Raw genomic sequence first — 20,712 nt, forward strand, 5'->3', positions numbered from 1 at the left:
ACGGGAAAATCGCGACATGGAGACTGAAAACCCGATGCATCGCCTGTTGATCGTCGACGACGACAATGACATCCGCACCCTGCTGGCCGAACAGCTCGGCCGCGCCGGCTATCTGGTCAGCACCGCGGCCGACGGCACCAGCATGCGACAGCTGCTGGAGCGCGAGCACGTGGACCTGATCGTGCTCGACCTCAACCTGCCGCGCGAGGATGGCCTGACCCTGTGCCGCGACCTGCGTGCGCGTTCGAACACGCCGGTGATCATGCTCACCGCACGTGCCGAGCCGATCGACCGCGTGCTGGGCCTGGAGATGGGCGCCGACGATTACCTGGCCAAGCCGTTCGAACCGCGCGAGCTGCTGGCGCGCATCCGCAACGTGCTGCGCCGGACCGAGGCGCTGCCGGCCAACCTGGAGCCGCTCGCGGTGCGCCGCGCGCGCTTCTCGCGCTGGATCTTCGATCTGGAACACCGCCACCTGGTCGACCCCGATGGCCGCGTGGTGGTGCTGTCCGGCGCCGAGTTCCGCCTGCTGCGGGTGTTCATCGCGCACGCCAACAAGGTGCTCTCGCGCGAACAGCTGGTGGCGCTCAGCAGCGGCCGCAACTACGAGGCGCAGGACCGCGCGATCGACCTGCAGGTCAGCCGGCTGCGCAACAAGCTGGCCGACGATGGCGGGCCCGATGGCCTGATCAAGACCGTGCGCAATGAAGGCTATGTACTGGCCTCGGCCGTCAACCTGGAATAAGCCGTGATCAAGCGCCTGCGCCACTTCCTGTCCTCGATGGTGGGGCGGCTGTTCGTGATCCTGCTGCTGGGCATGTCGGTGGCCGCGATCGGCGCGACCATGCTGGCCACGTCCAAGCGCCAGCAGGAATTCGAGCGGCAGAACCTCAACCGCATCGCCGACCGCCTGCAGGGCTACGTCAACCTGCTCGACGGCAATCCGGAACTGCGCGACCGCCTGCTGGAAATGGGCGGGCCGAGCGTGCGCGCGCTGCAGCCCGGCGCTCGCCTGGGCCGCGTCGATACGGCGCTGATGGAAGTGCTCGATGACCGCCCCGGACCGGTGGCGCGCGCGCATGTGCACTTCACCTCGTTCCGCTCGTGCATCCCCAAGCTGCAGGAACTGCTGCCGCCGCCACCGCCGGGCCACCGGCGCCCGCCGCGTGAACGCGACCCGTCCTTCATCCCGCCCAAGTGCCGGGCCGTGGACGTGGTCCTCAGCGATGGCACCACGCTGAAGCTGGCGCTGGATTCGCCGGCGGTGGCGCACAACGGCGTGCTGGCCGTGGACCCGCTGTTCCTGACCCTGCTGGTGCTGGCGATCGCCGTGCTGGCCTATATCGTTTCGCGCATGGCCAGCGCGCCGCTGCAGGAACTGGCCTCGGCCGCCGAGGAACTGGGCGACGACCTGCAGCGCGACCCGCTGCCCCTGCGCGGCCCGCGCGAAGTGCAGCGCGCTGCCGAAGCCTTCAACGCCATGCAGCAGCGGCTGCAGCGGCACCTGGCCGAACGCACGCAGATGCTGGCGGCGATCACCCACGACCTGCAGACGCCGCTGACCCGGCTGCGCCTGCGCCTGGAAAACGTGACCGACGAGATCCTGCGCGAGCGCCTGATCGGCGACCTGGCGGCGATGCAGGCCCTGGTGCGCGAAGGCCTCGAACTCGCCCGCAGCGCCGAGAGCGCCGAACAGCGCGCCGCCCTCGACCTGGATTCGCTGCTGGAAAGCATCGTCGAGGACACCGCCGAGGCGGGCGCCGACGTGGCCTTCGAAGGCGCCAGTGGCGCGGTGCTGATGCTGCGGCCGCTGGCCATGCACCGCCTGTTCTCCAACCTGGTGGACAACGCGGTGATGTATGCCGAGCGCGTGCGGGTGAGGGTGGACCGCAGCGGCGGCGGCATCACCGTGGTGGTGGCAGACGACGGCCCGGGGCTGGCCGACGACCAGCTCGAAGCGGTGTTCGATCCCTTCGTGCGGGTGGAAACCTCGCGCTCGCGGCAGACCGGCGGCGCCGGCCTGGGCCTGACCATCGCCCGCGCCCTGGCCGAGAAGGATGGCGCCCGGCTGTGGCTGCGCAACCGCCCCGAGGGCGGACTGGAAGCGGTGGTGCAGTGGCCGGCGGGCAGCCCGGTGGCCGGGCGCTGAGTCGGGCGTCCGGATAGCTGGGGTCAGAGCCCTCTGCGTGCGCAGAGGGATCCGACCCCGGGTCGGATCCCTTCCGCCGCAGGCGTAAGGGCTCTGACCCCGCCTCAGACCCCGGCTTTCACGCCGCGGTGACGCCGAGGGGGGTGTTTGGCCTATCATTCGCCCCATCTCCCCACAGTTCCCGCGATGAGCCAGCCTGTTCACACCGGCGCGCGGCCCCGTGCCGCCCGGCTGTTCCTGTTCCTGCCTGTTGCCCTGCGCGGCAACCGCACCTGGCCGCTGCCGTTGCAGTAATGGGCGGTCAGGGGGCTGGCAGGCGCCTGGCGGGGCGCCACCCGGAACACCACATCGGTCGCCTGTTGCGGCTCGGTGTGCTGTGGCTGTTGCTGCTGCTGGCGTCGCCGCTGGCGGCCCAGACCGTCGCGCCGCCGCTGCGCGACTACGCCATCGACGTGTGGACCTCGCGCAACGGCCTGCCGCACAACTCGCTGCGCGACATCGCCCAGACCCCCGAAGGCCACCTGTGGTTCGCCACCTGGGAAGGCCTGGTGCGCTACAACGGCCTGGATTTCACCGTGTTCGACCGCAGCACGCGGCCGGGCCTGCGCGACAACGGCATCGGCGCGCTGCTGGTGGACCGCCAGGGCGGCCTGTGGATCAGTGATTCGCGCGGCAACGTGACCTACCGCAGCAACGCCGGCCAGTGGCGGGTCTGGGAACACCAGGCCAACACCCCGGAAGTGCTGATCCAGTCGATGCAGATGGACAGCCAGGGGCGACTGTGGCTGCTGTACGAAGGCAAGGGCATCGGCTACCTGACCCCGGAAACCGGCATCGTCTACCAGCCGCCGCCGCCGGACCTGCCGCTGGCGATGAGCTTCACCAAGCTGGTGGTCGACGCCCAGGACCGGGTCTGGATCGGCACCCTCGACGGCCTGGTGCTGCGCGACAACGATGGCGAGCTCAAGCGTGCGCCGGCCGAGTGGGGCGTGGACAAGGGCCTGACCTGGCCCTATCGCGCACCCGATGGCGCCCTGTGGATCGTGGCCGGCGAGCGCCTGTACCGGGTCGAGGATGACCGCCTGGTGCTGGTCCACAGCCTGCCCGGCCAGCTGCACATGACCGCGATGCTGCAGGACCGCCACGGCGACCTCTGGCTGGGCACCGAAAACCAGGGCCTGCTGCGCATCTCCAGCCACGGCCTGGAACGCCTGCCGGCCGGCCTGAACCTGCCCGGCGGGCGGGTGGTCAGCCTGCGTGAGGACGCCGAAGGCAGCATCTGGGTCGGCGCCAACGGTGGCCTGTACCGCCTGCGCGAAACGCTGTTCAGCAGCTACACCGAGCGCGATGGCCTGAGCGGTGACTACGTGCGCACCGTGTTCGAGGACCGCGACCGCCGGCTGTGGGTGGGCAGTGCCAGCGGCCTGGACCAGCAGACCGCCGACGGCCGCTTCCGGCCGATGTCGCTGCACAACCGGGGTGGCAAGGCGGCGTCGGTCCTCAGCCTGGCCCAAGGCCCTGAGGGCGACCTCTGGGTGGGCACCTTCGGCGACGGCGTGTACCGCCTGCGCGCCGATGGCAGCCTGCGCCACAACTACGATGCGGCCGATGGCATGCCGGGCGGCAACATCCGCGCGATCAGCGTCGATCCGTCCGGCGTGGTCTGGGCTGGCACGCAGAAGGGCGTGGTACGCATCGAGGGTGAACGCGTGCATGTGTCCGACGTACCTGGCATGCCGGGCGGTCTGATCACCGCGCTGGAACACGACCACCAGGGCAACCTGTGGATCGGCACCATCGAGGGCATCCGCGTGCTGCGCGGCGACCATGTGCAGTCCATCGACCTGGCACCGATGGGCGGCGGCCGCAGTGTGTTCGGCTTCCACCAGATCGGCGAAGCGATGTGGATCAGCAGCGACCGTGGCCTGTACCGCTGGTACAAGAACCGCCTGTCGCGGGTGGGCCTGGAACAGGGCATGCCGGTCGATACCGTGTTCCAGCTGGTGCCCGACCGGCTGGGGAATGTGTGGATCAGCAGCAACCGCGGCGTGCTGCGCACCGACATGGCGACCTTGAACGCGGTGGCCGACGGGCGCGCGCCGCGAGTGACGGTGGAGCGCTACAACGAGATCGACGGCATGGCCAACGCGCAGGCCAATGGCAGTTCCGGGCCCTCGGCGATCCTGCGCCAGGACGGCACCTTCTGGGTCGTCACCGCCGGTGGCCTGAGCACGGTGGACCCACAGCGCCTGCAGCGCTTCCGCGAACGCCCGGCGCCGCCGGCGGCGATCGAGAACGTGCAGGTCGATGGCGCGCCGGTGCTTTGGGAAGGTCCCGAGCGCAACCTGATTCCCGGCGGGCGCCGGCTGGCGGTGAGCTTCGTTGGCCTCAGCTACCTGATGTCCGACCGCATCCGTTACCGCACCCGGCTGGAAGGCCTGGACGCCGGCTGGGTCGAGCGTGGCCCGCAGCGCAGCGTCGAGTTCGTCGGCCTGCCGCCGGGTGATTACACCCTGCATGTGGCGGCCTCGCACCCGGGCGGTGCCTGGGGCCAGCAGGAGGCGGTGTGGAGTTTCACCGTGCAGCCGTTCTGGTGGCAGCGGCACAGCGTGCAGGGGCTGATCGGCCTGCTGCTGCTGGCTGCGCTGGTGGCGCTGTACCGGTTCCTGCTGCAGCAGTACAAGGCCAGCAACCTGCGCCTGGCGCGGCGCGTGGATGAAGCGACCTTCGACCTGCAGGCGCAGACGGTGCACCTGCAGGCGTTGAACCAGGAGAAGACCGAGCTGGCCGAGCGCCTGGCGCGGCAGGCCGAGGCGTTCGAGCGGCAGGCCCGCGAGGATGCGCTGACCGGCCTGGCCAACCGCCGCGGCTTCGACGAGACGCTGGCGCGCGATTTCGCCCGCTCGCAGCGCAGCGGCCACCCGCTGAGCCTGGTGGTGCTGGACATCGATCATTTCAAGGATGTCAACGATACCTACAGCCACAGCGTCGGCGACCTGGTGCTGAAGGAAGTGGCTGAAGTGATCGCCGCGGCCTGCCGCGATTCGGACCTGCCGGCGCGTACCGGTGGCGAAGAGTTCGCGCTGCTGCTCAATGACACGCGCCTGGAAGAAGCGGCGCAGGTCTGCGCGCGCCTGCGCGGCCTGTTCCATGACCATCCGGACTGGGCCGGGGTGAAGGGCCTGCGGGTGACCTTCAGCGCGGGCCTGGTGGAACTGGCCAACGACGACCGCACCCCGGCGCTGCTGTACCAGCGCGCCGACCGCGCGCTGTACCGCGCCAAGAGCGACGGCCGCGACCGCACCAGCATCGGGTGATGCCCCATCCACGCATGGCGTGGATCTACCGGGCAGGTTGGATGGTGGGTGCGGACCGTTGGTCCGCACGGCCGATGCATCTCATCCACGCATGGCGTGGATCTACCGGGCAGGTTGGATGGTGGGTGCGGACCGTTGGTCCGCACGGCCGATGCATTTCATCCACGCATGGCGTGGATCTACCGGGCAGGTTGGACGGTGGGTGCGGACCGTTGGTCCGCACGGCCGATGCATCTCATCCACGCATGGCGTGGATCTACCGGGCAGGTTGGATGGTGGGTGCGGACCGTTGGACCGCACGGCCGATGCATCTCATCCACGCATGGCGTGGATCTACTGGGCAGGTTGGACGGTGGGTGCGGACCGTTGGACCGCACGGCCGATGCATCTCATCCACGCATGGCGTGGATCTACCGGGCAGGTTGGACGGTGGGTGCGGACCGTTGGTCCGCACGGCCGATGCATTTCATCCACGCATGGCGTGGATCTACCGGGCAGGTTGGACGGTGGGTGCGGACCGTTGGTCCGCACGGCCGATGCATTTCATCCACGCATGGCGTGGATCTACCGGGCAGGTTGGATGGTGGGTGCGGACCGTTGGTCCGCACGGCCGATGCATCTCATCCACGCATGGCGTGGATCTACCGCGGCCAGGCGTTGGCGATGGTGCAGAACAACCGCGCGGTCTGCTCGGTGTCGTACACCGCGCTGTGCGCCTCGTTCGCATCCCAGCCCAGGCCGGCGGCATTGGCCGCACGCGCCAGCACCGTCTGCCCATAGGCGATACCAGCCAGGGTGACCGTGTCGAACACGCTGAAGGGATGGAACGGGTTGCGCTTGTGGCCGGTGCGGGCCACGGCGGCATTGACGAAGCCCAGGTCGAAATGGGCGTTGTGCCCGACCAGGATCGCGCGCTGGCAGCCGTACTTCTTCATCGCTGCGCGGACCGGGGTGAAGATGTGGTCCAGCGCCGCCTTTTCTTCCTTCGCCAGCCGGAACGGATGGTCGAGGATGATGCCGGTCACTTCCAGCGACTTCGGATCGATCTCCAGCCCTTCGGCGGGGACCACGTGGGCGCTGGCGGTCTGGCCGGGGTAGAGCAGGCCGTTCTCGTCCATCTCGATCGGCACGGCGGCGATTTCCAGCAGCGCGTTGCGCTGGCTGTCGAAGCCGCCGGTTTCCACGTCCACCACCACCGGCAGGAAGCCGCGGAAGCGTTGCGACATCGCGCGCTGCGCCATCGGAATTACGGAAACAGGGGCGGCGTCAGCTGCGGGGGTGGGGTCAGTCATGCGCGGATTCTAGCAGAGCGACCCTGAGCGCCCGGCCACGCATCGCATGGCCGGGACGCTGTGCACGGGTCAGCGGCGTGCCAGCACCACGTCGGCGATGACGCCGGTGGCCACGGCAATCAGCACGTAACGGCCGTCGACCTTGCGCCATTCCTGGCCGCGGGCGGGGGCGTGCAGGCCATGGTGGCGGTAATCGCGGACGTGCTCGCCGCGGTGGTCACGGGCGAGCTTGTGGCCGCGACGGGGCGGATCGCGACGGTCGTCGTGGTGATCCTTGTGGCCGTGGTGGTCGTCGCGCCCACCGGCGCCATAGGGAGCGGCCATCGCGGGCGAGACGGCGGTGGCCAGCAGGGCCAGCGAAAGGGTGGCGGCAATCAGGCGCTTCATGGGGCAACTCCGGGGGAAGGACGTGGTCATCGAGGCCACGGATCCAGCATCGGATTTTTTTGATGAATAGGCGATTAAATCGGCCTTTTGCGCGGTTTCGGTGCGTATCGGCGTGTAACGGGGCCGACGCGACTACCGGGGCGCGGTGGTCCGGCCGGCCACCCACGCGTCCACGCTCAGGCGCCCGGCACCGTTGAACAGCAGCGGCAGCAGCATCGCCATGAACAGCACCGGCAGCTTGAAGTTGCCGAAGCCCTGGTCGCTGATCGCATAGCCCATCGCCAGATCACCCAGCGAATGCCAGTGCATCGGCCAGTGCACGGCATAGGTGGCCACCACGGTCAGCACCAGCAGGCTCGCCGCGGCGAAGCGGGTGCCGAGCCCGAACAGCAGGCAGGCCGCGCCGGCCAGCTCGAACCAGGTCGCCAGCTGCCAGTTCACGCCGGCGGGCAGCAGGTCGAACGGGAACGGGAACGCGCCCTGCAGTTCGGCAAACCAGTTCTCGCCCAGCAGCTTCTCGCGGCCGGACTCGAAATATTCCCAGGCCAGCAGCAGGCGCAGGCCCAGCGGCGCCAACCACGGGCCGCAGCGATCCAGCTGGCCGCGCACGGCGGCCAGGGGCAGGGTGTTCATCACGGGGGGAACTCCTCGTTGGGGGTATCAGGCCACGGCGGGCAGCGGGCCGATCACACCGGCCTGCAGGAACTGCTGCAGCAGCTGGGTGCCAGGTTCGATCAACGCATCGGCGTCGAGGTGGTGCAGGGTGGCGAGCTGCTGCAGCTGCTGCCCGCCGGTGGCTCCCGGCGCCTCGTCGATCAGGATCAGCAGGTGCGCGGCCAACGGGCTGAGCTGGGCGAAGCGCACCACGCCATCGCCGTCGCGGCGGACCAGCAGGCCGGTCGGTTCGGCCGCAGGGGCGACCGGTGCGTCATCGGCGCCGAGGCGGTGGACCGGCCACGCGTACAGCAGCGGCCAGGCCAGCGGTGAGCAGCGCAGCGGTTCCTGCAGCGGGTCGATGCCCGGGGCCGGTGGCAATGGCTCGGCCGCACGCTGGTACAGATCGGTTTCCACCCACTCGTAGTGGGCCAGCTCGGCCAGCGCCGGGTGCGGCAGCTCGGGCTGTGCCTGCAGCCAGTGCACGAATTCGGCCGCCACCGCGGTGAACAGCGGCGTGCGTGCGCGGTGGTGGGCGAAGTAGTGGCGGACCAGCTCGGCCCAGGCCGCTTCGCCGAGCAGGCGCACGCAGACCGGGAAACTGTTGCCGAGCAGGCCCAGCAGGTTGCTGGACAGCAGCCGCTGGTAGACCGCGACCCGCCGCGGGTCGAGGTCGGCCGGGGCCGCCACCTGCTGCGGGTCGCGCAGGTGCGCGGTGAATGCATGCTGCTGCGCGCGCAGGCGCTCGGGCGCATCAGCCATGGGCGACCTCGCGCGGTGTGCCCTGCAGACGGCGGATGGTACGCAGCTCGCCCTGCAGTTCGGCGTAGGGCGGGAAGTTGAAATCGCGTTCCAGCAGGGTCGGGCGCGGCCCGAAGCGGGCGTAGCTGCGCTCCAGCAGCGCCCACACCGGGTCGATCACCGCACTGCCGTGGGTATCGATCTTCAGGTCGGGCGCCTCGTCCAGGTGGCCGGCCACGTGCACGCAGACGATGCGCTGCGCGGGCAGCCCGGCGATGAAGGCGTCGGCATCGTAGCCATGGTTGCAGGCGTTGACGTACACGTTGTTGACGTCCAGCAGCAGGTCGCAGTCGGCCTCGGCCAGCACCGCGTTGGTGAAGGCCAGTTCGTCCATTGCCGGCTGCGGGGCCAGGTAATAGGACACGTTCTCCACCGCGATGCGGCGGCCCAGCAGGTCCTGCACGCGGGCGATGCGCGCGGCGGTATGGCGCACGGCTTCGTCGGTGAAGGGAATCGGCAGCAGGTCGTACAGCTGGCCGTCGTCGCTGCAGTAACTCAGGTGCTCGCTGTACAGCGGCACGCGGTGGCGCTCCAGGAAACGGCCGACCTGCTGCAGCAGCTGGGTATCCAGGGGGGCGCTGCCGCCCAGCGACAGCGACAGGCCATGGCAGCTCAAGGGGTGGCGCCGGGCCAGTTCGTCCAGGGCATCGCCGGCCGGCCCACCGACGTTGATCCAGTTTTCCGGCGCGCATTCCAGGAAGTCAAAATCGCCGGCCGGGGCGTCGTGCAGGTCCTGCAGCAGCGCACGCCGCAGGCCCAGCCCGACGGCCGCCGCAGGCAGCGGCAGCCGTGGGTGGACGACGCTGGCGGCAGCGTCAGTGCTTGGCACCGCACTTGCCTTCGCCGCACTTGCCTTCGGCGGCCTTCTTGTCGCCGGCGGTCTTGGCCTTGGCTTCGGCACCCGCGCCGGCCTTGGCCTTGCCCTTGTCGGCGCCACACTTGCCTTCGGCGCTCTTGCCGTCGGCACCGCACTTGCCCTCGGCATGCTTGGCGGCGTCACCGGCCTTGCTGTCGGCGGCCTTTGCATCACCCGCCTTGGCCGCCTGGCCGGCCACCAGGTAGCCCTGGGCAAGGTCGGTCATGCTCAGGGCCGAAGCACTGGCAGTCACGCCCAAGCCTGCGGCCAGTGCGGTGGCGGTCAGCAGGGAGAGGGTCTTGTTGGAACTGCTCATCGGTCGTACTCCTTGGGTGGTGGGCGGGCGCCCGGGGTGAAACGATGATGCTGCGATCGTACTCAAGGAATCCTCGCCGAGACCTCAAATTTTCGTGAGGTTTGCCGCAGGCGGGAAGGGGGGGCGGGCACGGCATCCACGCATGGCGTGGATCTACCACCGGCCGGCAATTCAAATTTTCGTGAGGTTTGCCGTAGGCGGGAAGGGGGGGGGCGGGCACGGCATCCACGCATGGCGTGGATCTACCACCGGCCCAGTAGATCCACGCCATGCGTGGATGAATGCCCGGATCGCGCGTACAAAAAAGGCCCCTGTCATGCCGACAGGGGCCCCCGGACGCGTTTCCGCTGTTGCAGCGCAGTATCAGACGTGGTCGGTGCTCGACGTCTCGTCGCGCTTCTCGCGCGGCGGCAGCGGCTGCTCACCGTGCACCAGGAACCACACGTTCTCGGCGATGTTGGTGGCGTGGTCGCCCACGCGCTCCAGGTTCTTGGCCATGAACAGCAGGTGGGTGCATGGGGTGATGTTGCGCGGGTCTTCCATCATGTAGGTCAGCAGCTCGCGGAACAGCGCGGTGTACTGCGCGTCCAGGCGGGCGTCGTCCTGGCGCAGGGCGATGGCGGCTTCGGCGTCGTTGTCGCGGTAGGCGGCGATGGCGCGGCGCACCTGCTGCGCGGCCAGGCGGCCGAGGGCGCGCAGGCCCTGGATCTGCGGCAGCGGCGGCACCTTGCCCAGCGCGATCGAACGCTTGGCCACGTTCGCGGCGTAGTCACCGATGCGTTCGATGTCGGCCGGGATGCGCAGGCCGGCCAGGATCTCGCGCAGGTCGCGGGCCATCGGGCCACGCAGGGCCAGGCGCATCACGTCGTGGCTGATCTGCTGCTCCAGCTGGTCGATGGCTTCATCGTTGGCGATGATGCGGTGGGCGGCGTTCTCGTCGCGCTTCTCGATGACGTCCATCGACGCCTCCAGCTGGGCGACGGCCATCTCGCCCATGCGCACGATTTCGGCCACCAGGCGCTGCTGCTCTTCGTCGTAGCTCTTGACGATGTGGTCGTTGGGAAGATTCATGGTCTGCAATCCGGGTAGAGCCAGGCTGCGCCTGGCTGGGACATGTGGCGAGGGGACGACACCAATCAGCCGAAACGACCGGTGATGTAGTCCTCGGTCTGCCGCTGCGAGGGCTGCGAGAAGATCACTTCGGTACGGTCGTGCTCGATCAGGTCGCCCAGGTACATGAAGGCGGTGTAGTCGGACACGCGCGCTGCCTGCTGCATGTTGTGGGTGACGATGACGATGGTGTACTCGTGCTTGAGCTCTTCCACCAGCTGCTCGATGCGGCTGGTCGAGATCGGGTCCAGCGCCGAGGTCGGCTCGTCCAGCAGCAGCACCGACGGGCGCAGGGCCACGGCACGGGCAATGCACAGACGCTGCTGCTGGCCACCGGACAGGCCCAGGGCGCTCTGCCCCAGCTTGTCCTTCACTTCGTCCCACAGCGCGCCCTGGCGCAGCGCCTGCTCGACGCGGTCGGCCATGTCGGCCTTGCTCAGCTTCTCGTGGTGGCGGATGCCGTAGGCCACGTTCTCGAAGATGGTCATCGGGAACGGCACCGGCTTCTGGAACACCATGCCGACCTTGCTGCGCAGGCGGTTCATCGGGTACTTCGGCGAGAGGATGTTCTCGCCGTCCAGCAGCACCTCACCACGCGCTTCCAGCTTCGGGTACAGCGCGTAGATGCGGTTGAAGATGCGCAGCAGGGTCGACTTGCCGCAACCGGAGGGACCGATCAGCGCGGTCACGCGCTTTTCCGGGATCTCAAGGTTGATGCCCTTCAGGGCGTGGAACTTGTCGTAGTAGAAGTCCAGACCACGCGCGGCCAGCTTGACCGGCGACGGCGTGTGCAGGTTCTCGTGCGAGGCCGGCACCGCGATGCGCTGCATGGGCACGGCGTTGGAGAGGTCGTTCATGGCGTTATCCACGGAAAGGTCAGTCATGGGAGATACGGTTGCGCAGCAGGATGCCACGGGCGGCAAGGCTGACCAGCAACACGAAGACAGTCAGCACCAGGGCGCCGGCCCAGGCCAGCACCTGCCAGGATTCATACGGGCTGCCGGCGAACTGGTTCATCACCACCGGCACCGAAGCCATCGGCTGGAAGATGTTGTTGTTCCAGTACTGGTTGCCGAAGGCGGTGAACAGCAGCGGTGCGGTTTCGCCGGAAATGCGGGCCAGCGCCAGCAGGATGCCGGTGATGATGCCGGCCGATGCACTGCGGTACAGCACCTGCACGATCACCTTCCACTGCGGGATGCCCAGCGACAGGGCGGCTTCGCGCATCTGCGAAGGCACCAGGCGCAGCATCTCGTCGGTGGTGCGCACCACCACCGGCAGCACGATGAAGGCCAGCGACAGGGCACCCGCGAAGGCGGAGAAGTTGCCGCCGGTCTGCATCACGTACAGGGTGTAGACGAACAGGCCCAGCACGATGGACGGTGCCGACAACAGGATGTCGTTGACGAAGCGGACCACGGTGCCGGCCTTGCGGGCGTTGCCGTACTCGGCCAGCCAGGTACCGGCCAGCACGCCCAGCGGGGTGCCGATGCCGATCGCCAGCGCACACATCACCGCGCTGCCGAAGAAGGCATTGGCCAGGCCGCCTTCCTGCATCGGCGGCGGCGTCATCTTGGTGAACAGATCAAGATTGATGCCGGCCAGGCCCTTGGAGGCCAGGGTGAACAGGATCCAGCCCAGGAAGAACAGGCCGAACAGGGCGGTGGCACAGGACAGCGCGATGGCGATGACGTTGCCGATGCGGCGGCGCAGGTACAGGGAGTCAGCGGTGGTGGACATCAGTTGCCCTCCTTGCGGGACAGGCGCATCAGCATCAGGCGGGCGATGGCCAGCACGACGAAGGTGACGATGAACAGGACGAAGCCGAGCAGCAGCAGCGCCGAGCGGTAGGTTTCAGTGGCCTCGCCGAAATCGTTGGCGATCAGCGCGGCGATGGTGGTGCCCGGTTCCAGCAGCGAGGGCGACAGGCGCACACTGTTGCCGATCACGAAGGCCACGGCCATCGTTTCGCCCAGGGCACGGCCGAGGCCGAGGAAGACGCCGCCGATGACGGCCGAGCGGGTGTAGGGCAGGACGATGTCCCAGCTCACTTCCCACTTGGTGGAACCCAGCGCGTAGGCCGATTCCTTCAGGCGGGTCGGCACGGTCAGGAACACTTCGCGCATCACCGAGGAGATGAACGGGATGACCATGATGGCCAGCACGAAGCCGGCAGTGAGCATGCCGATGCCCAGCGGCGGGCCCTGGAACATCGGGCCGATGATCGGCCATTCGCCGAGGGTTTCGTTGAGGAACGGGGTGACGTACTCGGTCATCACCGGCACCAGCACGAACAGGCCCCACATGCCGTAGATGATCGAGGGGATGCCGGCCAGCAGTTCGATGGCGGTACCGACCGGGCCACGCAGCCAGCGCGGCGCGACTTCGGTGAGGAAGAAGGCGATGCCGAAGCTGACCGGCACGGCGATGACCATCGCGATGAACGCGGTGACCAGGGTGCCGTAGATCGGGGCGAGGGCGCCGAACTTGTTTTCGACCGGATTCCAGTCGGAAGAGAAGAAGAAGCTCATGCCCTGCATCTGCAGGGCATGGCGGCCGCCCCACAGCATGGACAGCGCGGCGCAGGCCAGGGCGATCAGGACGAAGATGACGGTGCCGACCAGCACCCATCGGAACAGTTTGTCGTTGCGGGCATCACGCGCATCGCGCGTGGACGGGGCTGCTACAGGCTGGGCGATGGCATTCATGGGGACGGCAGGGCCAGGAAAGGGGGCGGCACGACGTGGAAGTGACGGTGCCCGCGCGGGGCGGGCACCGTCGGGTCCATCACTTCAGCTCGGTGCCCCAGTAGGCCTCGATCTGCTTGGTCAGTTCGGCCGGCAGCGGCACGTAGTGCAGCTCGTTGGCCTGGGTCTGGCCGTTCTCGAAGGCCCACTTGAAGAAGGCCAGGGTGTCCTGGTTGCGCTTGGCGTCCTTCGGCTTCTTCTGCATCAGCATGAAGTTGGTGGCGGTGATCGGCCACGCCTGCTCGCCCGGGGCGTTGGTGATGACCAGGTTGAAGTCCTTGGCGCTGGCCCAGTCGGCGCTGGCAGCAGCGGCGGCGAAGGTTTCAGCGTTCGGCTGCACCCAGGTGCCTGCGGCGTTCTGCAGGGCGGTGTACGGCATGGCGTTCTGCAGGGCGTAGGCCAGCTCGACGTAGCCGATGGAGCCCTTGATCTGCTTCACGTAGGAGGCAACGCCTTCGTTGCCCTTGCCACCGACGCCGTCCGGCCACTGCACCGAGGTGCCTTCGCCGACCTTGGTCTTCCACTCCGGGCTGACCTTGGACAGGTAGTTGGAGAAGTTGAAGGTGGTGCCCGAACCGTCCGAACGGTGGACGATGGTGATCTTGCCGTCCGGCAGGGTCACGCCCGGGTTGGCCGCGGCGATGGCCGGGTCGTTCCAGGTCTTGACCTTGCCCAGGAAGATGTCGGCCAGCAGGGCGCCGGTCAGGCGCAGCTTGCCGGCTTCCAGGCCTTCGATGTTGACGACCGGCACCACGCCGCCGATGGCCGACGGGAACTGGGCCAGGCCGGCCTGGGCCAGCTCGTCGCTGCTCAGCGGCTTGTCGGAGGAACCGAAATCAACGGTGCCGGCCTTGATCTGGGCGATGCCGCCGCCCGAACCGATCGACTGGTAGTTGATCTTGGCGCCGGTGGCGGTGTTGTAGTCGGCCGACCACTTGGACACCAGCGGGAAGATGAAGGAAGCGCCAGCGCCGGAGACCTCGGCGGTCACCTTGTCGCCGGCAGCGGCCGGGGCGGCGGCTGCGTCGGCAGCCGGCTGCTGTGCAGCCTGCTTGTCGCCACCGCAGGCCGACAGGCCCAGGGCGATGGCCAGGGAAAGGGCGGCGAGGCCGGCCGAGTGCAGTTTCATGTTCACTCCATAGCGGGGAAGAGCCGACGGCGTCGGCGGATGCGGCTATGAAATGATGTTTTTGTTACAGCCGTATGACGTCCATGACAGAGGTGTCGGACATCACGTTCTGACAAGGGTTTCACGGGGTCAGCGGCCCTGTGGCGGGGCTGCCCGGCGCCGCCCGGGGCGCTGGACTGCGCGCGGCGGGCGGGCACTTTTCGCTTTTGTAGAGTCGAGCCCATGCTCGGCTGACGGGCCGTAGTCGAGCATGGCTCGACTCTACAAAGGCGAAAAGCAGCCGAGCATGGGCTCGGCTCTACAAGGGCTGGGGCCGTGCCGGGCCCCCAAAAGAGAAAGGCGCCAGACCCGAAGGTCCAGCGCCCGGTTGGGATCGGCGGGGGAGAGAGGACCCGCCGACCCCCGTTCCTGCGGGGGAACGCCTTGCTCAGTACTTCAGGTTCTGCGACCAGTAGGTCTCGATCTGCTTGACCAGGGTGTCCGGCAGCGGCACGTAGTCCAGCTGCTTGGCCTGGGCGTCGCCGTTCTTGTAGATCCAGCGGAAGAATTCCTGGGTCGACTTGGCGCCGGCCACGTTCTTCGGCTGCTTGCGCACCAGGATGAAGTTGGTGGCGGTGATCGGCCAGGCCTGCTCGCCCGGGGCGTTGGTCATGACCAGGTAGAAGTCCTTGGCATTGGCCCAGTCAGCGCTGGCGGCCGCGGCCGAGAACGAGGCGTCCGACGGCTGCACGATCTTGCCGGCAGCATTCTTCATCGCCGCGTAGGACATCTTGTTCTGCAGGGCGTAGGACAGCTCGACGTAGCCGATGCCACCCTTGATCTGCTTCACGTAGGCCGCGACGCCTTCGTTACCCTTGCCGCCGATGCCGGCCGGCCACTGGACCGAGGTGCCTTCACCGACCTTGCTCTTCCACTCCGGGCTGACCTTGGACAGGTAGTTGACGAAGTTGAAGGTGGTGCCCGAACCGTCCGAACGGTGGACGATGGTGATCTTGGCGTTCGGCAGGGTCAGGCCGCTGTTCAGGGCAGCGATGGCCGGGTCGTTCCAGGTCTTGATCTTGCCCAGGAAGATGTTGGCCAGGGTCGGGCCGTCCAGCTTCAGCGCGCCCGGGGCGACGCCGGCAACGTTGATGACCGGCACCACGCCGCCGATGACCGACGGGAACTGGGCCAGGCCGGCCGCAGCCAGCTCTTCCGGCTTCAGCGGGGCATCGGAGGAACCGAAGTCCACGGTTGCCGCCTTGATCTGGGCGATACCACCACCGGAACCGATCGACTGGTAGTTGACCTTCTTGCCGGTCGCGGTGCTGTAGTCCGCCGACCACTTGGACATGACCGGGTAGATGAACGAAGCGCCCGCGCCGGTGACATCGGCGGCGTTGGCGGCAAACACGGACGATGCAGCCAGGATGGCGACAGCGGCGCGCGACTTGAAGGCGTTGATCACGGGAGAGACTCCTGGGGTGGTCGAAGGGCGGCTGCCCGACGTTTCGGTGCACATTCCATAACGGTTACGTGACACGCCCGCGTCTGTCATATGACGCAATCGTGACACCCGTCATGAATGTCCCGGAACCCGCGCCAGAGGGCCCGCAAGGCCTTCTGGACAGGGCAGGGAATGGGGCTTCGCGGCCTCCACGGCGCTGCTCCGGCGCCGATGCTGCGCAGGTGTGGCCACCGGGTGGCGGGGGCGAACGGGCGCTGAAACGACGAAGGCACGGCCGGAGCCGTGCCTTCGTTGCAACGCGTGCGTCAGGTCTTACCAGAAGAACTGCGCGCGGGCTTCCAGGATGTTCGGATCGTCATTGACGAAGCCGCGGGCGGTGGAGCTGTACTTCTTGCTGTCCACCATCACGTAGTTGACCATGAACTTGAAGTTCGAACGCCAGTACCAGTTGGCGCCGACGGTCCAGATGTCCATCTTGCCGCCCAGCACGCCATCGACGATCGGCGGACGACCGGCGACCGGGTTGGCCGACAGGTTGCCGTCGTTCAGATCCATGTGGTCATAACGCACGCCCAGCTGCCACTGGCCGCCGGCCGGGTTGTTCGGCAGGCCGGTGCCCGGGGTGCCACCCTTGTAGCTCCAGGTCTCGCCGGTCACGTTCCACACGCCGCTGACGTAGTAGCCGTCGCTGGTGTAGTTGTCGTGGTCGTAGCGCTTGGCCTTGCTGCTGTAGTACTCGGCCTGGGCCTTGAACGGACCCTGGAAGTACATGGCTTCAGCGCCGAGGGTGCTGACGCGGTCGGTGTCGGTCATGTTGCCGCTGTCGACCAGGCGCGCGGTGGCCAGGTCGGCGTTCGGACGGGCACGCACGCGCAGGGTGTCGGCGTCGGCGTCGTAGTCGACGTAGCTCAGGCCGAAGTGCAGGACCTGGCCCTTCTCGTTGATCGGGGCGAAGGTGCCGCGTGCGCCGTAGCCGCTGCCGTGGGCCAGGTTGCGGGTCAGTTCGCGGCCGAAGGCGCTGGCGGTGACCGACCAGTTGTCCTGGCCGTAGCTGTAGGCGCCACCGAGGCGGCGGGCGACCGCGTAGGTGTTGGTGACCGCAGCCTTGGAGATGAAGTCGTTGTTCTTGGTGCTGGACAGTTCTTCCAGGCTGTTCGGCTGCTTGAACTGGCCGGCCTGGATGAAGTGGTTGGCGTTGCCCAGCAGCTTGTACTTGACGTTGGTGTCGAGGAACTTGTCAGCCTTGGCGTCGTAGCCGACGACCCACTCCACGTTGCCCGGGCCCTTGCCCTTCAGCACCAGCTCGGCGCGACGCAGTTCGAATTCGCTGTCCTTGCCATTGCCGGCGTCACCGCCGTTGAGGTCCACGACGTCATTGTCGAACCAGTTGCCGTCGGCCTGGACCAGGCCTTCGAAGGTGATTTCCGAACCGCCGATCACATCGATGGCGACTTCAGCGTGTGCAGCCGGCACGTACAGCGCAGCAGCCACGGCCACCGTCAGGAGTTGGTGATGCAGTTTCATGGAGAGGAGCCTTGCAGGCAGGTGGGAAGATGCGCGCAGGCTAAAAGGTAAAGATTGCGTAAATGTGACAGTTCGCGCGCGGCCGGGATCCGCCGCAGGCCCCGTCGCGTCAGGGGCTGACGATGTAAACGCTTGCATGTGACGCTGGGGTTGCGCACGGATTGCAGTAGATCCACGCCATGCGTGGATGCTTTTCGGTGGCGGGTCAGAGCCCTTTCTGCGAAAGGGATCCGACCCTGGCGATGCACGCCTATGCGACGGTTTTTTCCTTGAAGCGACACAGGTCGGCAATCACGCAGCCCGGGCAATCCGGCTTGCGTGCCTTGCACACGTAACGACCGTGCAGGATCAGCCAGTGGTGTGCATCGAGCAGGAACTCGGCCGGGATCGCCTTCACCAGGCGGTCCTCCACTTCGCGCACATTCTTGCCCGGTGCCAGCCCGGTGCGGTTGGAGACGCGGAAGATGTGCGTGTCGACCGCCATCACCGGTTCGCCGAACGCCGTGTTGAGCACCACGTTGGCGGTCTTGCGGCCGACACCGGGCAGGGCTTCGAGCGCCTCGCGATCGCGTGGCACTTCTCCGTCGTACTTCTCCAGCAGGATCGCGCACGTGGCGATCACGTTCTTCGCCTTCGCGTTGAACAGGCCGATGGTGGCGATGTATTTCTTCAGGCCGTCCTCACCGAGCGCGAGGATCTTCGCCGGCGTGTTGGCTACTGGAAACAAGCGTCGCGTCGCTTTGTTGACGCCCACGTCCGTGGCCTGCGCCGACAGTGCCACCGCCACCAGCAGTTCGAACGGTGAGCTGTATTCCAGTTCGGTCTTCGGGTGCGGGTTGAGTTCGCGCAGGCGGGTGAACATTTCCACCACGTCGGCGCGCGGCATCACGCTGCCACGACGCGCAGGTGCGCGCGTGGTCTTCTTTGCAGTGGCCATTACTGTTCCTTGCCTGCGGCGCGGGCCTTGGCCCGGGCGAGGATCGCGGCCGCCGCAGCGGGCAGCGCGGGTTTCACATCGGGCGCCGGTGCCGGTGTGCGACGTGCATCACGTTCGGCTTCGCGGCGTGCCAGGCGCACAGCGCGTGCGCGATAGCGTTCGCGTGCGGCCCAGGCCGTGCGCAGGTCATGTTGTGCCTGCAGCAGCCGCTGCGGAAGTTCCGGGTGGTCGGGCAGCAGCCGTGCGTCAGCATCGGCGGCGATGTAGTCCATCAGGCCGTTCTGCAGGGCACCATCGAGATCGTCTGCCTGGACCCGGGCAAACAGCTGCACGGGGTTGGGTCGGGATGCCATGGGGTCAGCGGTTCTGGAAGGCCGGCGGGCGGCGCTGCAGGAACGCGCTGGTGCCTTCGCGCATGTCCTCGGTGGCGAACAGCAGGCCGAACTGCGCGCTTTCATACTCCAGGCCGGCTTCCAGGCTGCATTCGCCGCCCACGTGCACGGCATCGAGCAGGCCGCGCAGGGCCAGCGGCGCCGAGCGTGCCAGCTGCCTGGCGACGTCCTGCACGCGGTTGTCGAGTTCGGCTGCCGGCACCACCTGGTTGACGATGCCCAGCGCGAGGGCGCGTTCGGCGTCGATCGGGGCGCCCAGCAGGCACAGTTCCAGGGTGGCGGCGCGGCCGCACAGGCGCAGCAGGCGCTGGCTGCCGCCGAAGCCCGGGATCAGCCCCAGGTTGATCTCCGGCTGGCCGACCTTGGCGGTATCAGCGGCGATGCGCAGGTGGCAGGCCATGGCCAGCTCCAGCCCACCGCCGAGCGCGAAGCCGTTCACTCGGGCGATGACCGGCTTGGGCATGCGCTCGATCTGCCGCATCAGGGCTTGGCCGAGCAGCGAGAAATCACGTCCCTGAACCGCGCTGAGGGTGTTCATTTCGGCGATGTCGGCACCGGCCACGAAGGCCTTGGGGCCGGCGCCGGTCAGCACCACCACGCGGACGTCCGGGTCGGCCGCCGCCGCGCTGAACGCCTCGGCCAGGGCCTGCAGGGTGGCGGCATTGAGGGCATTGAGCTTCTCCGGGCGCTGCACGGTGAGGGTGCGGACGGCACCGTCATCGGTCACGGCGACGGGCTGGTCGGCGGGGGCTGAGGCCACGGAAAGCTCCTGGAACGTTAAAAAAAAGTGAGATTGAACTCTTGAAACGCAGGTGGGTCAAAGCCTGCGTGGTCAGTAGCGGTTACACGTTGTGGCCGGTATCCTAACCCGTCGCCTCAGGGCGGCGCAGAACGTCCCTGAGTTACCACCCCTGGAGAACTGTTTGATGAAGTTGCGTTCTATCGCGGTCGCCGTCGCGGCCCTGGCCCTGACGGGCAATGCCCTCGCCCAGGACGTCGCGTCCGAAAAGGGCAAGCTGAGCTATTACTTCGGTTACGACTACGGCAACAACCTGGCGGAGCTGACCGGTCGTGGTGAGCAGCTGGACATCAACTCGGTGGTGAAGGGTCTGCAGGACGCCTACGCCAAGAAGCAGCCGGCGATCACCGCCGAGCAGCTGAAGCCGGCCGTTGAAGCGTTCCAGAAGCGTGAGCAGGGCCGTGCCCAGGCCGCCAAGGCCGAGTACGAAAAGGCTGCTGCCGAAAACAAGACCAAGAGCGACCAGTTCGTTGCGGCCAACAAGGCCAAGGCGGGCGTGCAGACCCTGCCGAGCGGCGTCCAGTACCGCGTGATCGAAGCCGGCAAGGGTGCCAAGCCGACCCAGGCCAACACCGTGCAGCTGGAAGTGGCCGGTCCGTACCCGTTCGGCCAGCGTCCGACCGAAGCCCGTCCGGCCCAGCAGATTCCGTCGATCAAGGTCAGCGAAGTCGAAATGAAGGCCATGCGCGAGACCCTGCTGCAGATGCCGGCTGGCTCGAAGTGGGAAATCACCCTGCCGCCGGATCAGGCCTACGGTGCCGACCCGCGCACCGGCTTCCCGCCGAACGTGGCGGTGCAGTTCGAAGTCAAGCTGGTCAGCGTCAAGTAAGTCGAAGCAACATCAATGCAATGCAG

20 protein-coding genes are annotated in these 20,712 nt (G+C 67.7%); 4 read left to right on the plus strand and 16 right to left on the minus strand.

All coding sequences use genetic code 11. The annotated features are described in order from the left end of the window. Window positions 1-16: 16 nt before the first annotated feature. From C1925_RS07445 to C1925_RS07455, 3 genes are all read left to right on the plus strand, one after another. Window positions 17-745: a response regulator gene (locus C1925_RS07445; protein ID WP_079221281.1), complete on the plus strand. Its 729-nt coding sequence runs from the start codon at window positions 17-19 to the stop codon at window positions 743-745. A 6-nt stretch (window positions 746-751) separates the two neighbouring features. After that, window positions 752-2,149: an ATP-binding protein gene (locus C1925_RS07450; protein WP_108770647.1), complete on the plus strand. Its 1,398-nt coding sequence runs from the start codon at window positions 752-754 to the stop codon at window positions 2,147-2,149. A 359-nt stretch (window positions 2,150-2,508) separates the two neighbouring features. Continuing rightward, a complete protein-coding gene (locus tag C1925_RS07455) occupies window positions 2,509-5,466 on the plus strand; it encodes a ligand-binding sensor domain-containing diguanylate cyclase (protein ID WP_108768334.1) in 2,958 nt (985 codons plus the stop codon). 641 nt (window positions 5,467-6,107) lie between these two features. Here the strand turns inward: C1925_RS07455 and rnt are convergent. The 16 genes from rnt to C1925_RS07535 form a co-directional block, all read right to left on the minus strand. Next, window positions 6,108-6,692, minus strand: coding sequence for a ribonuclease T (gene rnt / locus C1925_RS07460; protein WP_012510544.1), 585 nt, complete (start codon window positions 6,690-6,692; stop codon window positions 6,108-6,110). A gap of 135 nt (window positions 6,693-6,827) precedes the next feature. Next, on the minus strand, window positions 6,828-7,145 hold the full coding sequence (locus tag C1925_RS07465; RefSeq protein ID WP_108768336.1) for an RcnB family protein: 318 nt from the start codon (window positions 7,143-7,145) through the stop codon (window positions 6,828-6,830). Window positions 7,146-7,277: 132 nt separating this feature from the next. After that, complete coding sequence (locus C1925_RS07470) at window positions 7,278-7,778, minus strand: DoxX family protein (protein ID WP_108768337.1); 501 nt, start codon at window positions 7,776-7,778, stop codon at window positions 7,278-7,280. 27 nt (window positions 7,779-7,805) lie between these two features. Beyond that, complete coding sequence (locus tag C1925_RS07475) at window positions 7,806-8,561, minus strand: putative DNA-binding domain-containing protein (RefSeq protein WP_108768338.1); 756 nt, start codon at window positions 8,559-8,561, stop codon at window positions 7,806-7,808. Then, complete coding sequence (locus C1925_RS07480; protein WP_108768339.1) at window positions 8,554-9,429, minus strand: DUF692 domain-containing protein; 876 nt, start codon at window positions 9,427-9,429, stop codon at window positions 8,554-8,556. The genes C1925_RS07475 and C1925_RS07480 overlap by 8 nt, the downstream gene beginning before the upstream one ends. After that, window positions 9,416-9,772, minus strand: a complete 357-nt coding sequence (locus C1925_RS07485; protein ID WP_108768340.1) for a hypothetical protein — start codon at window positions 9,770-9,772, stop codon at window positions 9,416-9,418. Before C1925_RS07485 ends, C1925_RS07480 begins: the two co-directional genes overlap by 14 nt. Before the next feature lie 363 nt (window positions 9,773-10,135). Continuing rightward, window positions 10,136-10,843: a phosphate signaling complex protein PhoU gene (gene phoU / locus C1925_RS07490; RefSeq protein ID WP_079221290.1), complete on the minus strand. Its 708-nt coding sequence runs from the start codon at window positions 10,841-10,843 to the stop codon at window positions 10,136-10,138. A gap of 65 nt (window positions 10,844-10,908) precedes the next feature. After that, window positions 10,909-11,739 carry a phosphate ABC transporter ATP-binding protein PstB gene (gene pstB, locus C1925_RS07495; protein WP_108751511.1) on the minus strand — a complete coding sequence of 277 codons (831 nt, stop codon included), beginning with the start codon at window positions 11,737-11,739 and terminating at the stop codon, window positions 10,909-10,911. Window positions 11,740-11,758: 19 nt separating this feature from the next. Next, complete coding sequence (gene pstA / locus C1925_RS07500) at window positions 11,759-12,622, minus strand: phosphate ABC transporter permease PstA (RefSeq protein WP_108764603.1); 864 nt, start codon at window positions 12,620-12,622, stop codon at window positions 11,759-11,761. Next, window positions 12,622-13,590 carry a phosphate ABC transporter permease subunit PstC gene (gene pstC, locus C1925_RS07505; RefSeq protein ID WP_108768341.1) on the minus strand — a complete coding sequence of 323 codons (969 nt, stop codon included), beginning with the start codon at window positions 13,588-13,590 and terminating at the stop codon, window positions 12,622-12,624. Before pstC ends, pstA begins: the two co-directional genes overlap by 1 nt. Window positions 13,591-13,669: 79 nt before the next feature. Further along, window positions 13,670-14,758, minus strand: a complete 1,089-nt coding sequence (pstS, locus tag C1925_RS07510) for a phosphate ABC transporter substrate-binding protein PstS (protein WP_079221294.1) — start codon at window positions 14,756-14,758, stop codon at window positions 13,670-13,672. 427 nt (window positions 14,759-15,185) lie between these two features. Then, window positions 15,186-16,205, minus strand: a complete 1,020-nt coding sequence (gene pstS, locus C1925_RS07515) for a phosphate ABC transporter substrate-binding protein PstS (RefSeq protein WP_108768342.1) — start codon at window positions 16,203-16,205, stop codon at window positions 15,186-15,188. 312 nt (window positions 16,206-16,517) lie between these two features. Next, a complete protein-coding gene (locus C1925_RS07520; protein ID WP_108768343.1) occupies window positions 16,518-17,729 on the minus strand; it encodes an OprO/OprP family phosphate-selective porin in 1,212 nt (403 codons plus the stop codon). A 250-nt stretch (window positions 17,730-17,979) separates the two neighbouring features. Further along, complete coding sequence (gene nth, locus C1925_RS07525) at window positions 17,980-18,666, minus strand: endonuclease III (protein WP_108768344.1); 687 nt, start codon at window positions 18,664-18,666, stop codon at window positions 17,980-17,982. Further along, window positions 18,666-19,019 carry a hypothetical protein gene (locus tag C1925_RS07530; RefSeq protein WP_108768345.1) on the minus strand — a complete coding sequence of 118 codons (354 nt, stop codon included), beginning with the start codon at window positions 19,017-19,019 and terminating at the stop codon, window positions 18,666-18,668. Before C1925_RS07530 ends, nth begins: the two co-directional genes overlap by 1 nt. A 4-nt stretch (window positions 19,020-19,023) precedes the next feature. After that, window positions 19,024-19,818 carry an enoyl-CoA hydratase-related protein gene (locus C1925_RS07535; protein ID WP_254051403.1) on the minus strand — a complete coding sequence of 265 codons (795 nt, stop codon included), beginning with the start codon at window positions 19,816-19,818 and terminating at the stop codon, window positions 19,024-19,026. 166 nt (window positions 19,819-19,984) lie between these two features. Here C1925_RS07535 and C1925_RS07540 point away from each other — a divergent pair, with 166 nt between their 5' ends. Then, window positions 19,985-20,686 carry an FKBP-type peptidyl-prolyl cis-trans isomerase N-terminal domain-containing protein gene (locus C1925_RS07540; RefSeq protein WP_108768346.1) on the plus strand — a complete coding sequence of 234 codons (702 nt, stop codon included), beginning with the start codon at window positions 19,985-19,987 and terminating at the stop codon, window positions 20,684-20,686. The last annotated feature ends 26 nt before the right edge of the window (window positions 20,687-20,712 follow it).

The organism is Stenotrophomonas sp. SAU14A_NAIMI4_5 (assembly GCF_003086795.1).
In the GTDB taxonomy this organism is placed as follows: Bacteria; Pseudomonadota; Gammaproteobacteria; order Xanthomonadales; family Xanthomonadaceae; genus Stenotrophomonas.

What these genes read in the sequence shown, in the direction of transcription:
- C1925_RS07445 (WP_079221281.1), top strand. Translation starts at nt 17, where the DNA reads ATGGAGACTGAAAACCCGATGCATCGCCTGTTGATCGTCGACGACGAC.
- rnt (WP_012510544.1), bottom strand. Translation starts at nt 6,692, where the DNA reads ATGTCGCAACGCTTCCGCGGCTTCCTGCCGGTGGTGGTGGACGTGGAA.
- C1925_RS07465 (WP_108768336.1), bottom strand. Translation starts at nt 7,145, where the DNA reads ATGAAGCGCCTGATTGCCGCCACCCTTTCGCTGGCCCTGCTGGCCACC.
- C1925_RS07470 (WP_108768337.1), bottom strand. Translation starts at nt 7,778, where the DNA reads ATGAACACCCTGCCCCTGGCCGCCGTGCGCGGCCAGCTGGATCGCTGC.
- C1925_RS07475 (WP_108768338.1), bottom strand. Translation starts at nt 8,561, where the DNA reads ATGGCTGATGCGCCCGAGCGCCTGCGCGCGCAGCAGCATGCATTCACC.
- C1925_RS07485 (WP_108768340.1), bottom strand. Translation starts at nt 9,772, where the DNA reads ATGAGCAGTTCCAACAAGACCCTCTCCCTGCTGACCGCCACCGCACTG.
- phoU (WP_079221290.1), bottom strand. Translation starts at nt 10,843, where the DNA reads ATGAATCTTCCCAACGACCACATCGTCAAGAGCTACGACGAAGAGCAG.
- pstB (WP_108751511.1), bottom strand. Translation starts at nt 11,739, where the DNA reads ATGAACGACCTCTCCAACGCCGTGCCCATGCAGCGCATCGCGGTGCCG.
- pstA (WP_108764603.1), bottom strand. Translation starts at nt 12,622, where the DNA reads ATGTCCACCACCGCTGACTCCCTGTACCTGCGCCGCCGCATCGGCAAC.
- pstC (WP_108768341.1), bottom strand. Translation starts at nt 13,590, where the DNA reads ATGAATGCCATCGCCCAGCCTGTAGCAGCCCCGTCCACGCGCGATGCG.
- pstS (WP_079221294.1), bottom strand. Translation starts at nt 14,758, where the DNA reads ATGAAACTGCACTCGGCCGGCCTCGCCGCCCTTTCCCTGGCCATCGCC.
- C1925_RS07520 (WP_108768343.1), bottom strand. Translation starts at nt 17,729, where the DNA reads ATGAAACTGCATCACCAACTCCTGACGGTGGCCGTGGCTGCTGCGCTG.
- nth (WP_108768344.1), bottom strand. Translation starts at nt 18,666, where the DNA reads ATGGCCACTGCAAAGAAGACCACGCGCGCACCTGCGCGTCGTGGCAGC.
- C1925_RS07530 (WP_108768345.1), bottom strand. Translation starts at nt 19,019, where the DNA reads ATGGCATCCCGACCCAACCCCGTGCAGCTGTTTGCCCGGGTCCAGGCA.
- C1925_RS07540 (WP_108768346.1), top strand. Translation starts at nt 19,985, where the DNA reads ATGAAGTTGCGTTCTATCGCGGTCGCCGTCGCGGCCCTGGCCCTGACG.